Source organism: Microbacterium sp. Cr-K20 (assembly GCF_000708325.1).
GTDB lineage: Bacteria > Actinomycetota > Actinomycetes > Actinomycetales > Microbacteriaceae > Microbacterium.
In genome coordinates, this window is sequence record NZ_JARE01000075.1 from 54,696 (window position 1) to 67,748 (window position 13,053).

Sequence of the window (13,053 nt, forward strand, 5' to 3'; positions counted from 1 at the left end):
GGGGTGCTCAGCCGAGTTCGGCTTCGAGGCTCTCCTGAACCTCGGCCAGCTTCGCCTTCACGTCGCCGCCGTTGACCCGCAGGTCTTCGACCGCGGTGAGGACCTCGCGCCAGACGACCTTGCTCTCGGTCTCGAAGCCCTCGACGAGGGTCGACTTCGAGGTCTTGGCGGCCTCGAGGAACTGCGTCGCCCACGGGTTGGCCTCGAGGAAGGCAGCGTCCGGCTCGACGTCGGTGGCCATGGCCGAGGCGCCGAGGCCGGCACGGATGGCGGTCTGGCCTTCCTCGCCGAGCACCCAGCGCACGAAGTCCTTGGCGGCCTCCTTGTTGTCGCTGTTCGCGTTGACGGCGATGATCAGCTGCGAGTTCGAGCCGGGGTTCGCGAGCGGCAGCGGAGCCGCGCCCATGTTCTGTCCGTTCACGGCGTTGTCCGGGTTGCTCGTGATGGTCGTCGCGACACCGGAGTTCTCGAACAGCATCCCGACCTGGCCCTGGCCGAACTTCGCCCGGAAGGTCGACGCGTCGTCGCCGATGGGGGCGACGCCCGAGGCGAACGTCTCGAGGAACGCCTCGACGGCCTCGACGTTCTCGGCCTTGTCGATCGTCAGCTTTTTCCCATCGCTGAGCTCGCCGCCGAATCCGTAGATCCAGTTCGCCATCTCCAGCGTCCAGCCGTCGATCTCGGCGGTCTGGTGACGACCGGCCCAGCCGGAGATCCCCAGCTCGTCCTTGATCGTCTTCGCCGTGGTGAGGAACTCATCGAACGTCGTCGGGACCTCGAGCCCCAGTTCGGCGAAGATGTCCTTGTTGTAGATGACGGTGCTGTAGGTCGGGCGCTCCCAGTTGAAGCCGTACTGCCCGCCGTCGAAGACTCCGGCCTCGTTCGTGTTGTTGAGCGTGTCGCCGAGCTCATCGGCGATGTCATCGAGCGGCTCGAGCACGCCGGCGTCGACGAGCGAGGCGAACTGGCTGTCCTGGAGGACCATCACGTCGGGGCCGCCGCCGGCACCCAGCTCGGTGCTGAGCTTGTCGGCGTAGTTCGCGAACGGGATCTCGACCTTGGTCAGCTCGATGTTGTCGTCGGGGCCGGTGTAGCCCTTGACGGCGTCCCAGATGATCGGGCCCTTGCCGTCTTCGAGGAACTGCCAGTTGGAGAACGTGAGCTCTCCCCCGGCGCTTCCGGCATCCGACGAGTCGTCGCCGGCGGCGCATCCGGCCAGGGCGATGGTCGCGGCGGCGACGAGGCCGGTGATCCGCAGCGCGCGTGCGCGGCGGGACGGGTGTGCGTGGTTCGACTTCACTGTTCACTCCTTTGGGCAGCAAGTTCTATGCGACGGTGCATCCGAGTTCTCGCCGGGTCTGCGTGAAATCGGTTTCATCACCATAACTCCGCATTCACAGCGGTGTCAAGAATGAAATGGTTACGCAACCTTATCGTGTCTTCTCACCCCGGAGAACGCACGTATCCCCCGGATACGACGGATGCCGCGGGGGTCCACCCCGCGGCATCCGTGTCACTGCTCTCCGGTCAGGCGAGCCAGGCCGGGGCTCGACCGCGCAGGAATGCACCGTCGACCGAGAACCGCCCGGCACCGGTGAACGCGAGCGCCAGCGCCGCGGCGCCGAGGACGGCGACGAACTCGTATCCGCCCTCTCCGACCCAGAGCCCGGCAGGCAGGTGCACGGCGACGAGCGCGACGATCATGTCGACCGCCAGCAGGATGCCGACCGGGCGCGTGAAGAGCCCGAGCATCAGCAGCAGTCCGCCGATGAGTTCGACGAATGCGACGACCGGCGCCGCGATCTCGGGGAGGGGGATCCCCATGCCCGCGAAGCTGCCGATCGTTCCGGGGAGCGTGAACTCGAAGATCTTCTGCGCGCCGTGCGCGGCGAAGATCGCACCGACGACCACGCGCAGGACGAGGAGTCCCAGCGACGGGGCGGCGGAGGAGGCTTTGGTGTTCGTCATGAGGAGTTCTTCCTTCGTGGCAGGACACCCGCGCGCCAGGCGCGGAGCAGGGTCGTTCCCTGCTTCCACGCTAGGAAGCGCACTTTTCCATCTCCTGTGATCAGCCCCCGGCGAGGGGCCCGGTCAGCGGTGCGCGGCGACGACTTCGGCGACGGCGGTGCGCTCGGCTGCGCTCGGCTCGGCGATCGCCATCCGGCAGTAGGCGTCGACGACGTCGAGCACGCGGTACGCCTCTTTCATGCGCGCCATGTCTCCGCCGATCAGGGAGACGACATCGTCGACGGCGGCCTGCGCACGAGCGATCGCCTCGGCGTCGCCCGATCGTCCGGCGTCGGCCAGGGCGCGGAACGGCTTGGGGGTGACGGACGAGACCCCGGACACGACGCCCTGCGCACCGGCGTCGACCGCGGCGATGAGGTCGCGGTCGGCGCCGGTGTACAGCTCGAAGTCGGCGGGGACGACGGCGCGATACGCAGCGATCTCGTCGAGGGACAGCTCGCTGAGCTTCGCCCCCACGATGTTCGGCAGCGCAGCGAGGCGCACCAGCAGTTCGGGCGAGACGGTGTTGCCGCTGCGCGCCGGGTAGATGTACACGTACAAGCGCCCGTCGCCGACGGCATCCGACACCGCCTGGAAGTAGTCGAAGATCGCATCCTCGGTCGACTTCAGGTAGTACGGCGTGAGGGCGGCGAACTCGGTCACGTCGAGACCCTTGGCGATCTCGACGAGCCGCACCGCCTCGAAGGTGCTCGGCTGGCCGACGTGCACGATGACGCGCATCCGGTCCTGCAGCTCCTCGACGGCGGCGGCGACGAGGGCCGTGAACTCGGCGACGTCGACGGCGGGGAACTCCCCGGTCGTGCCGAGGATGAAAGCCCCCTCGTTGCCCGAGTCGCCGACGAAGCGGAAGATCGCGCGCGATCCCTCGAGGTCGAGGCTGCCGTCGCGGCGGAACGCGGTCGGAACGGCGGTCAGGATGTCGTAGCGGGTCACTTCTCGTTCTCCTCGGAGTTCTTGCGGGACTTGCGGGGGCGGCGCGCGGGGGCGTCGACGTTGCGGACGGTGGAGGTGAGCAGATCCGGCTGCGCGGCGAGCTCGTCGTGCGCCTTCTCGATCTGCTGGATGCTGTCGTCGTGCAGGATCGAGTCCGCGAGCGCCGCGCGCTCGGCGCGAGGTCTGCGTGCCGCACGGATCGCCGGCATCACGATCGAGAGCACGGCCAGCGCGAGCAGCACGATCGCGATGGGGCTGACGACCTCGAAGAACGGGCGCGTGGGAAGGATCGCCAGCGTGCGGGCGAGGTTCTCCTCGGCGAGCGGCCCGAGGAGGAGACCGAGCACGATGGGACCGGCGGGAACCTGCATGCGCTTGAGCAGCACGCCGATCACGCCGAAAACGAGCATGGTGACGACCGTCGAGAGGCTGTTCGAGGTGGCGTAGGTGCCGATGATGCAGAAGATGAGGATGCCGCTCCACAGGTACGGCTGCGGCACATCGAGGAGCTTCACCATGCCCTTCATGCGGATGAGGCTCAGCACCAGCGACAGGATCGTCGCGATCAGCATGATGCCGACGATGGAGACCACGAGGTCGGGGCGGTTGGTGAACAGCGTCGGCCCGGGGGTGATGCCCCAGATGATCATCGATCCGATCATCACGGCCATGACCGAGTCGCCGGGGATGCCGAGCGCCATGGTCGTGGTGAGCGAGCCGCCGAGCGTGGCGCTGGATGCGGTGTCACTCGCGGCGACGCCCTCGATGGATCCCTTGCCGAACATCTCGGGATGCTTCGACACCTTGCGTGCACGCTCCCAGCCGATGAGTCCGGCGATGTCGCCACCCGCCGCGGGGATGAGACCGACGCCGAGTCCGACGGCGCCGCCGACCGCGGTCGCCCGCCCGCTCTGCCTCAGCTCGGCGCGGTTCGGCCACCAGCGGCCGAGGCTCGAGATCGGACGCACGGCGGACTTGCGATGCGTGAGCAGCTGGTCGAACAGTTCGGCGATGCCGAACAGTCCGATGATGACGGCGATGAAGTTCACGCCCTCGACGAGTTCGAGGACCCCGAAGGTGAAGCGCTGGTCGGCGGTCGCGGCGTAGGTGCCGACACTGCCGAGCATGAGGCCGAAGAGTCCGGCGAGGATGCCCTTGAGCATCGACTTCGACGAGATGCCGATCATGATCGCGATGCCGAAGACCACCAGGGCGAACAGCTCGGGCGACTTGAAGTAGTCGCGGGCGAAGCTGGCGATCGGCACGGCGGCGACGGCGAAGAGCACGAGGGAGGCGAGGATGCCGACCGCCGAGACGATCGCGGAGATGGTCAGGGCGAGTCCTGCCCTCCCCTGCTTGGCCATCGGATATCCGTCGAGGGTGGTGGCGATGGATGCCGGAGTGCCGGGGGTGTTGATGAGGATCGACGGCACCCGGTCGCCGAAGTTCGCGGCGACGTAGATGGTCAGCAGCACCGCGAGGCCCTGCACGGGCTCGAGGGTCATCGTGAATCCGGCGGCGAGTGCGACGGCCATGGTCGCGGTGATGCCGGGGAAGGCTCCGACCATGAAGCCGAGCAGGAGGCCGACGAGCATGTAGAGCAGGATCGAGATGTCGAGGAGCGAGTTCAGCCCCTCCATGAGCGCGTTCACAGGGGAATCCTCAGGAGCATCCCGAACACGACGTAGACGAACGCCGTGACCGAGGCGGAGTAGATGATGAGGCTCAGCCAGCGGCGGTGGCCGTAGAGGAGCATGAGGGCGGCCATCAAGAGGGCGGCGGCGACGGGGAAGACCTCGACGCGGTAGCCGAAGAGGATGACCGAGCCCAGCGACCACAGTGCGATGAAGGCACCGGTGATCACGAGGGTGGCGATGACGCGCAGGTAGCCGCCGCGCTGGATGCGCTCGAGGTCTTCGCGGGTCGGGGCCGGGCGGGTGACCGCGACGGCGAGCAGCGCGATGGCGACGACCACCCCGGTGACTCCGATGACGAGCGGCCAGAAGCGGGCGTCGATCTGCCCGGGAGCGGCTTCGCGGCGCAGCGGGATCTGCGTCGAGAGGAAGAGGTAGCCGGAGGTGAACGCCAGGGCGACGACCGCGAAGACGACCTCGAGGGGGCGGGAGGCGGGTGCGCCCTGGTATTCGGTGTCGGGGGTGGACATCATGCTCCTTCTTTCGTCGAAGAGGAACGGCTGCGGGGCCGGCCTGCGCCGGCCCCGCAGTCCTCTCAGTCGGGCCTTCTCAGCCCAGGAGGTCCTTGAACAGATCGAACTGCTCGTCGACGAACGTGGTCCATTCGGCGGAGTCGCGGTACACGACCAGGTTCCCGGCGTCGGCCTGGAACTTCTGGTAGCTGTCGGAGTCGACGGCCTCCTTGACCGCGGCCTCGAGGGTCGACTTCACGTCGTCGGGCAGGCCCTGGGGGGCGTAGATGCCGCCCCAGCCGCCGAAGACGACGTTTTCGCCGATGGCCTCTTCGACCGTCTCGACGTCTTCCGCGTCGGGGTGGCGCTCGTCGTTCATGACGGCGAGGATGCGCACCGCGTCGCCCTGCGCCAGAGCCTCGCCGAGACCCGAGACGGCCGCGACGGTCTCACCCGAGGCGGCTGCGGCGACGGCCGTCGCTCCGCCGTCGTAGGGCACCGGGGTGAACTCGGCGTCGGTCGCACTGCCGAGTCCGATGGTCGCCGCCTCCCAGATGGAGCCGGCGCCCGAGTTGGCGACGGTGACCGCACCGGCCTTCGCCTGGGTGACGAGGTCTTCGAGGGTCTCGATGCCGCTGTTCGCGCCGACCGTGACGACGCCGGGGGCGAGCATGATCTGGCCGAGCAGGTCGAAGTCGTCCGGCATCACGTTGGCGCCCTGCGTGGTGTTCAGCATGGCGATCTCGACGGGCGCGAATCCGATGACGTAGCCGTCGGGATCCTGTGCGCCCACGTATTCCATCGCGAGAGCGCCGGCGGCACCGGGCATGTTCTCCGGGATGACGCTGACGTCGAGGATCTTCTCGAGCTCGGTGGCGAGCGCGCGCGACGAGAGGTCGGATCCTCCGCCGGGGTTGGCCTGGATGATGAGCCGGATGTCGTTCTCGGGGAAGGCCGAGCCGGCCTCTTCGCCCTCTTCGACCTTGGTGCAGGCCGAGACGATGAGAGCGGTGGCTGCGAGGGCGGCGATCGCGGCAGCCGCCCGGGTGATGCGCTTGCGGGGCATCTTTGCTCCTCTACGTGGGTCGACCTTGTTGTCGACCCCCTGAGGCTACCAGTGTTGACTGTTAACAGTCACCACTCATGCGGTCTCGTCGATCCGCAGACGCTCGCCCTCAGGCGCGGGCGGCGATCTCGGCGAGCATGCGCTCGCGGGCACCGTCGAGGTGCTCCGACAGCACCTTCGCGGCCTGGGCGGGCTTTCCACTGCGCATCACGTCCATGAGCTTGACGTGGTCGCCGGACGACTCGTGCAGGTCTTCGTCGTGGTTGATCGTGACCTCGAGCAGCGCGGTGAAGGTCGGGAGGTACTGGTTCCAGGCGCCCTCCAGACGGGGGTGGTCGGCGAGGGCATAGATCTGCGAGTGGAATTCGAGGTCGGCGGCGACGAAGGCCGCGTGATCACCGGCGTCCGCGGCCTCTCCCATGCGCCCGACGGCCGCCGCCATCGCGGTCCACCGGGAGTCGTCTTCGACGCGCATCGCCCGGGAGAGCGCGAGCTGCTCGAGAGCGCCGCGCAGGCTGTAGAGCTGATCGACATCGTCGTGGGTGAGTCCGACGATGTACACGCCGCGGGGGCGCTGCACCTCGACGAGCTTCTCGAAGCTGAGCTGGGTGAGGGCGTCGCGCACCGGTCCGCGGCTGACCGAGAACTCCTCGGCCAGTGCTTCCTCGGTGATACGCGCGCCGGGGGCGAGCTCGCCGCGCACGATGCGCTGCCGCAGGACACGGGCCACCTGCGCGCCGAGGGACTCTCCACGCTTCACGGACTGCGTCATGGTGACCTCCTGTTAACTGTTGACAGGATACACACCGCGCCGCGCCCCTCGGCTTTCCCTCGTCGCCGTGTCAGGATGAGGCAACGACCGGGGAGGGGCGGAGATGTTCGACGAGCGAAGACGTCAGGAAGCGCTCGAGGAACTGGGGATCCTCGATACACCGCGCGATGAGCGCGTGGATCGGGTGGCACGACTGGCCAAGGAGATGTTCGGGGTCCCCATGGTGAGCGTCTCGCTCCTGGACCGCGACCGCCAGTGGCGCAAGTCCGAGATCGGACTCGGCGGCGATGAAGCCCCGCGGCAGGATTCCTTCTGCGACTACACCGTCCGGCAGGATCGGACCGTGATCGTCGAGGATGCGCTCACGACCGAGGTCTTCGCCGACAACCCATTCGTGGTGGGCGATCCGCACCTCCGCTTCTATGCCGGGCACCCGCTGCATGCGCCCGGCGGCGAGCCCATCGGAACTCTGTGCGTGCTCGACACCGAACCGCACACGCTGTCCGACGCCCAGCAGGGTCTGCTGCGAGACCTGGCGTTCTGGGTGCAGACGGAGCTCGCGAACGATGCCGAGCTCGACCACGCGGCCGTGATCCAGAGTGCGCTGCGTCCGCATTCGCATCCGGTCGTTCCCGGGTACACCATCGCCGGAGGTGCGGCGTCACGCGGCCGGCTTGCTGGCGACTTTTACGACCTCGGCATGCATGACGGCGCGCTGCGCGTGACCCTCGCCGACGCGATGGGCAAGGGCACAGGGCCGGCCCTCATCGCAGCGAGTGTCCGCGCTTCTCTGCGCACGGCTCCCGGACGCTCACTGGCGGCGGCGATCGCCGACGCCGACCGTCTGCTCGAGGAGGATCTTGCCGACACGGCGATGTTCGTCACAGCGGTGCACGCGGAACTCCGACCGGAGACCGGAGACCTCGAGCTGATCGACGCCGGCCACAGTCTCGCCTTCATCCTGCGCGCGGACGGCTCATGGGAGCACCTGCGCTCGACGAGCCTGCCGCTGGGAATGGGGATGGGGCTGCAGCCGCCCGAGATCCGCGAACCGCGGTTCGCCCACCTCGACCCCGGCGATGCGTTCGTGTGCTGCAGCGACGGACTGCTCGACGTGCTCGACGCCGACGACCCGTTCGCGCACGTCTACCGCGTGCTGACGACGCTAGGACCCGATGGCGCCATTCGCGAGGCTCTGCGGCTGGCCGACGACGATCGCGCCACCGACGACATCACCGTGGTCGTGGTGAGGCGTGACCGATGACCGTGCGCTTCGCAACGATCCGCATCCTCGCGGTGCTGTCGGTGGTGCTCGGCGTGAACTACGTCGCCTGGCGCTGGCTCGAGTCGGTGAACTGGTCCGCCTGGTGGATTGCGGTCCCGCTAGTTCTGGCTGAGACGTACAGCCTGATCGACACCATCCTCTTCTCCTCGACGATGTGGAAGGCCCGGACGCGGCCGACGCCGACGTCGCCGCCTGAGGGCACGGTCGACGTCTTCATCGCCACCTACGACGAACCGATCGAATTGGTGATGACCACGGCCCGCGCAGCCGCGCGGATCGCGTATCCGCACACGACTTGGGTACTCGACGACGGCTCCCGTCCCGAGCTCGAGGTCGCAGCGCGGGAAGCGGGAGTCGGATATCTGACGCGCTCCGCGGACTGGGCCGGCAAGCCACGGCACGCGAAGGCCGGCAACCTCAACAACGCGCTCTTCGAGACGGACGGGGAGTTCCTGCTGATCCTGGACGCCGATCAGATCCCCGATCCGCTGATCCTCCACCGCACCCTCGGCTACTTCGCCGACGACGAGAAGGTCGCCGTCGTCCAGACACCGCAGTGGTTCGTGAACGTCGACGAAGCGGATCCGCTCGGCAGCCAGGCGCCCCTGTTCTACGGCCCGATCCAGCAGGGCAAGGACGGGTGGAACGCCGCGTTCTTCTGCGGCTCGAATGCGGTTCTCCGTCGTGAGGCGCTGATGCAGCTCGGCATCATCGGGTACGTCCGAGAGGTCACCGATTCCGCGGGCAGGGCGCTGCGGACGGCCGAGATCATGATCGACAAGGAGATGCGGGAGTCGGCGAGCGCCGAACTGTCGCGTGAGCTCTCCGTCCTCCAGATCGCCATCCGTCGAGGAATCCGTGATCTCGCAGCCGGCGTGCCCGTCGCCGATGTGGCGGACGAGGTCGGTGCCGCTGTCGACCGCGCCTCGCGCATCCTGGTGGCGCAGGATCTGGCCGGTATCCGAGCCGACCTGGAGGCACTGGGCGCGCCGCCCATCGCCCAGGATGCGGAGCTCGATGCCGTGATCGTCGACGAAGCCGGACTCGCCGCCCTCGCCGAGTCCGACCTCTCTCCGATCACCGCTCTGGATGCCGTACGGGGGCTGCTCGATGCGCTCCGTCTCGATCGGGGCGAGGAGGCTCTGCCGATCCTGCCGCTGGCGACCATCTCTGTGACAGAGGACATGGCGACGGCGATGCAGCTGCACGCCCTCGGATGGCGCAGTGTGTACCACCACGAAATCCTCGCCAAGGGCCTCGCTCCGGAGGACCTCCGCACCATGCTCACGCAGCGTCTGCGGTGGGCGCAGGGCACGCTGCAGGTGATGCTGCGCGACAATCCGCTCGTCAAACGGGGCCTTTCGTTCGGTCAGCGACTGATGTACTTCGCCACGATGTGGAGCTACCTGTCGGGGTTCGCCGCGCTCGCGTACCTCGCCGCGCCCGTGATCTACCTGGTGTTCGGCGTTCTGCCTGTGACGGCGTGGTCGGTCGACTTCTTCGCGCGGTTCCTGCCGTACTTCCTCGTGAACCAGCTGCTGTTCCTGGTAGTTGCCAAGGGGGTCCGCACCTGGCGGGGCCAGCAATACTCGCTCGCCTTGTTCCCGGTATGGATACGCGCGTGCGTGACAGCTTTCGCCAACGTCGTCTTCCATCGCCCGCTCGCGTTTGCCGTCACCCGCAAAGATGGTCGCGATCCTCGGGGCGTGCCCTGGCGCGAGATCTGGCCGCAGCTGACCGCCATCGCCGTCCTGAGCGTCGCGCTGGTGATCGGTGCGACGCGAGTCATCCTGGGAACGGCCGACGGCGTCGGCACCCTCGTGAACACGATCTGGGTCGTGTACGACCTCGTGGTCCTCAGCGTCATCATCCAGGCGGCTCGCTACCGCGGCCCGGCCGCCGTCCTGCTCGAGAAGGAGTCCCATGGAACTGTCCACTGACACTCGCGACGGGTACGCCGTGATCGTGCTCTCCGGGCGCCTCACCGCATCCGGTGCACCCCTGCTCCGCAACGCGGTCGGCGACCTGGTGACGGCCGGCGAGCCGCACATCGTGATCGACATGGCGGAGCTGGCCTTCGTCGATTCTTCCGGCCTCGGCGCTCTGGTCGGCGGTTTGAAGAGCGCGAGGGTCGCCGGCGGGGACTTGCGCATCGCCGCCGTGCCCGAGGCGGTGCGAACGGTCCTGCGGCTGACGAACCTGGATCGTGTGCTTCGTGACTACCCGACGCCCGAATCGGCGTTCGATGCCCGGTGAAGCCCGCGCCCGCGTGAGCGGACCCGCCGGGCTGGCGACGGTCGACGAGATCCTCGACACTCTCGAACGGTTGTGGTCGGATGCGCCGGGCGTACCGGCCGAGGACCGCACGGTGTTCGCCCTCGCGGTCAGCGAGATCGCGACCAACATGGTGCAGCACGGAGAGGTCACTGCCGCAGTGACGCTCTCCGTGGACCTCAGCCTCTCCTCCGACGAGCTGCGCGCCACACTGGTGGACACGGCTCCGCCCGCCTCGATCGACTGGCACGGTGTCGCGATGCCCGACGTGGACAGCGAGAGCGGCCGCGGGCTGGCTCTGGCGCGCGAAGTGCTCGATGGGTTCGTCCACACCTACGATGACCGCGGCAACACCTGGGTGCTGGTGCGCCGCGTCGGCATCAGCCGCTGAGTCGCGGGCAAGCGGGCGCGCCGACGCGCGGTATGTGGACTACGCGCTCCCGCGCGGGTCCCAGAGCACGACCTCGGTCGAGCGACGGATGCGGCGCCCGGTCGGCATCGGGACGACCCCCGCGGAGCCGGCGGCGAACACGCGCACGCCGGGACGATTCTCGCGCTCGGTGCGCAGGGCGCCCTCGAGCACGGCGATGCGATCGCGCAGCATCCGGTTCTCGTCTTCGAGATCCAGCAGGCGCGCGATCGCGGGAAGGCTCACGCCTTCGGAGGAGAGCTGGGCGACCTCGCGCAGCTGCTCGATGTTGCGGGGGGAATAGCGGCGGGAGCCGCCCGTGGTGCGCCCGGGGACCACGAGCCCGATGCGGTCGTACTGCCGCAGCGTCTGCGGGTGGAGGCCGGAGAGCTCCGCGGCGGCCGCGATCGCGAACACCGGGGTGTCAGCATTCATCATGAACGCCTCCGCCCCCGGTGCCCGCTTCGACGATCGGTCATCGCCGCGCCTTGGCCATCAGCTCGGCCCGCGGGTTCTCCTCGGGCTCGAGCTCCTGGAACTTCTGCAGCGCCTCACGTGCGGCGTCGTCGAGGTGCGTGGGCACCGCGACCTGGAGCTCGGCGAGCAGGTCGCCCGTCCCCTTCGATGTCGCGACTCCGCGGCCCTTCACGCGCAGCACCCGCCCGGAGGGGGTGCCGGGTGCGACCCGGAGCTTGACCACATCGCCGCCGAGCGTCGGAACCTCGATCGTCGCCCCGAGGGTCGCCTCGGTGAACGTCACGGGGACCACGACGCGCAGGTTGAGCCCGTCGCGGGTGAAGACCGGGTGCGGACGCACCGCGATCTGCACCACGATGTCGCCGTTCTCCCCACCGTCAGGCGAGGGTCGGCCACGGCCGCGCAGACGGATCTTCTGCCCGTCGGCGACGCCCGCGGGGATCTTCACCTTGAACGGCTTGCCGTCTTCGCCCTGCAGGGAGATGGTCTCCCCCTGTACGGCGGTGACGAAGTCGAGCGTGGTGCGCGCGGTGACGTCGGCGCCGCGCTGCGGGCCGCCGTAACCGCGGTAGCCGCCGCTCGGCTGCCCGAAGCGCCCGTTGCCGAAGCTCGCGCCCTGACCCTGGTTGAACATCGCGAAGATGTCCTCGAAGTCGGCGGTCTGCCCTCGGCCCTGCTGACCGAACCGGCTGAACACGTCTTCGAAGCCGCCGGCGCCCTGACCGCTCGCGGTGAAGCGAGCGCCCGAGCCCATGGCGCGGATCTCGTCGTATTCCTTGCGCTGTTCGGCGTCGGAGAGCACCGAGTAGGCCTCGCTGATCTCCTTGAACTTCGCCTCTGCTTTGGCATCACCCTGATTGGAGTCCGGGTGGTACTTCCGCGCGAGCTTGCGATACGTCTTCTTCAGATCCGCATCACTGACGTCCTTGGAGACCCCGAGGGTCTTGTAGAAGTCCTTGTCGAACCAATCCTGGCTGGCCATCGATCACCTACTCCGCAGGGACAGCGACGACGACCTTCGCGGGGCGCAGTTCGACGTCTCCGAGGCGGTAGCCCACCTCGACGACCTCGAGGATCGTGGTCTTCTCCACGCCGGGAGTCGGCTGCTGGAAGATGGCCTCGTGGCGCTGCGGGTCGAATTCCTCGCCCTTCTCGCCGTACGCGACCACTCCGAGACGCTCCACGACCGTGCGCACCTTGTCGGCGATCACGGCGAACGGGGTGCCGTCGATGAGGTCGCCGTGCTGAGCGGCGCGATCGAGATCATCGAGCACGGGGACCAGACCCTTGGCGGCCTCGCCCTTCGCGCGCTCGATCTCGACCTGACGCTGCTCTTCGGTGCGGCGGCGGTAGTTGGCGTATTCGGCCTGCAGGCGCTTGAGGTCGTTCAGCAGGGTCGATTCGAGGTCGGCGAGCACGGCGTCTTCCGCCGCGGCCTCGCCGGTCTGGGTCGCTCCGAGGATGTCGTCGACCGTGAGGTCGTCGGCGGTCTCGGGGTTCACGGCGCCGTCGAGCGGGGTCTCGTCCGACCCCTCGGCGGCTGCCGCCTCGCGGGAGTCCGGGTGGTGCGGCGCGGGGCCGGACGCCTGAGCGTCCGACCCCTCGCTGCGACCTTCGGCGGACTCAGGATTCTGGTTCTCGTCGAAGTTCTTGTCCGTCATGA

At 68.4% G+C, this 13,053-nt stretch carries 14 protein-coding genes; 4 read left to right on the forward strand and 10 right to left on the reverse strand.

Annotated features, from left to right (window positions below):
- Positions 1 to 7: 7 nt before the first annotated feature.
- The 7 genes from GZ67_RS0117880 to GZ67_RS0117910 form a co-directional block, all read right to left on the reverse strand.
- Positions 8 to 1,300 carry an ABC transporter substrate-binding protein gene (locus GZ67_RS0117880; protein WP_029261346.1) on the reverse strand — a complete coding sequence of 431 codons (1,293 nt, stop codon included), beginning with the start codon at positions 1,298 to 1,300 and terminating at the stop codon, positions 8 to 10.
- Between the two features lie 227 nt (positions 1,301 to 1,527).
- Complete coding sequence (locus GZ67_RS0117885) at positions 1,528 to 1,968, reverse strand: DoxX family protein (RefSeq protein WP_029261345.1); 441 nt, start codon at positions 1,966 to 1,968, stop codon at positions 1,528 to 1,530.
- A 123-nt stretch (positions 1,969 to 2,091) separates the two neighbouring features.
- Positions 2,092 to 2,961 (reverse strand): dihydrodipicolinate synthase family protein, encoded by an 870-nt coding sequence (locus GZ67_RS0117890; protein ID WP_029261344.1) that lies wholly within the window; start codon positions 2,959 to 2,961, stop codon positions 2,092 to 2,094.
- Positions 2,958 to 4,613 carry a tripartite tricarboxylate transporter permease gene (locus tag GZ67_RS0117895; protein WP_029261343.1) on the reverse strand — a complete coding sequence of 552 codons (1,656 nt, stop codon included), beginning with the start codon at positions 4,611 to 4,613 and terminating at the stop codon, positions 2,958 to 2,960. Before GZ67_RS0117895 ends, GZ67_RS0117890 begins: the two co-directional genes overlap by 4 nt.
- Complete coding sequence (locus GZ67_RS0117900; RefSeq protein WP_029261342.1) at positions 4,610 to 5,128, reverse strand: tripartite tricarboxylate transporter TctB family protein; 519 nt, start codon at positions 5,126 to 5,128, stop codon at positions 4,610 to 4,612. Before GZ67_RS0117900 ends, GZ67_RS0117895 begins: the two co-directional genes overlap by 4 nt.
- Positions 5,129 to 5,204: 76 nt before the next feature.
- Positions 5,205 to 6,173, reverse strand: coding sequence for a tripartite tricarboxylate transporter substrate binding protein (locus tag GZ67_RS0117905; RefSeq protein WP_029261341.1), 969 nt, complete (start codon positions 6,171 to 6,173; stop codon positions 5,205 to 5,207).
- Positions 6,174 to 6,282: 109 nt separating this feature from the next.
- The gene (locus GZ67_RS0117910) at positions 6,283 to 6,945 is read right to left on the reverse strand and encodes a GntR family transcriptional regulator (RefSeq protein ID WP_029261340.1); all 663 of its coding nucleotides are present in this window, start codon (positions 6,943 to 6,945) and stop codon (positions 6,283 to 6,285) included.
- Between the two features lie 103 nt (positions 6,946 to 7,048).
- Between GZ67_RS0117910 and GZ67_RS0117915 the strand changes: the two genes are divergently transcribed.
- From GZ67_RS0117915 to GZ67_RS0117930, 4 genes are read left to right on the forward strand one after another with little or no spacing between them, the layout of a single operon-like run.
- Positions 7,049 to 8,209, forward strand: coding sequence for a PP2C family protein-serine/threonine phosphatase (locus tag GZ67_RS0117915; protein ID WP_029261339.1), 1,161 nt, complete (start codon positions 7,049 to 7,051; stop codon positions 8,207 to 8,209).
- Positions 8,206 to 10,170 carry a glycosyltransferase family 2 protein gene (locus tag GZ67_RS0117920; RefSeq protein WP_029261338.1) on the forward strand — a complete coding sequence of 655 codons (1,965 nt, stop codon included), beginning with the start codon at positions 8,206 to 8,208 and terminating at the stop codon, positions 10,168 to 10,170. The genes GZ67_RS0117915 and GZ67_RS0117920 overlap by 4 nt, the downstream gene beginning before the upstream one ends.
- Positions 10,154 to 10,486: an STAS domain-containing protein gene (locus tag GZ67_RS0117925; protein ID WP_029261337.1), complete on the forward strand. Its 333-nt coding sequence runs from the start codon at positions 10,154 to 10,156 to the stop codon at positions 10,484 to 10,486. The genes GZ67_RS0117920 and GZ67_RS0117925 overlap by 17 nt, the downstream gene beginning before the upstream one ends.
- Before the next feature lie 13 nt (positions 10,487 to 10,499).
- The gene (locus GZ67_RS0117930; RefSeq protein WP_168380819.1) at positions 10,500 to 10,895 is read left to right on the forward strand and encodes an ATP-binding protein; all 396 of its coding nucleotides are present in this window, start codon (positions 10,500 to 10,502) and stop codon (positions 10,893 to 10,895) included.
- 39 nt (positions 10,896 to 10,934) lie between these two features.
- Here the strand turns inward: GZ67_RS0117930 and GZ67_RS0117935 are convergent, their stop codons facing one another.
- From GZ67_RS0117935 to GZ67_RS0117945, 3 genes are read right to left on the reverse strand one after another with little or no spacing between them, the layout of a single operon-like run.
- A complete protein-coding gene (locus GZ67_RS0117935) occupies positions 10,935 to 11,348 on the reverse strand; it encodes a heat shock protein transcriptional repressor HspR (protein ID WP_029261335.1) in 414 nt (137 codons plus the stop codon).
- A gap of 40 nt (positions 11,349 to 11,388) precedes the next feature.
- Complete coding sequence (locus GZ67_RS0117940) at positions 11,389 to 12,372, reverse strand: DnaJ C-terminal domain-containing protein (protein ID WP_029261334.1); 984 nt, start codon at positions 12,370 to 12,372, stop codon at positions 11,389 to 11,391.
- A 7-nt stretch (positions 12,373 to 12,379) separates the two neighbouring features.
- Positions 12,380 to 13,051 carry a nucleotide exchange factor GrpE gene (locus tag GZ67_RS0117945; RefSeq protein WP_029261333.1) on the reverse strand — a complete coding sequence of 224 codons (672 nt, stop codon included), beginning with the start codon at positions 13,049 to 13,051 and terminating at the stop codon, positions 12,380 to 12,382.
- Positions 13,052 to 13,053 lie beyond the last annotated feature (2 nt).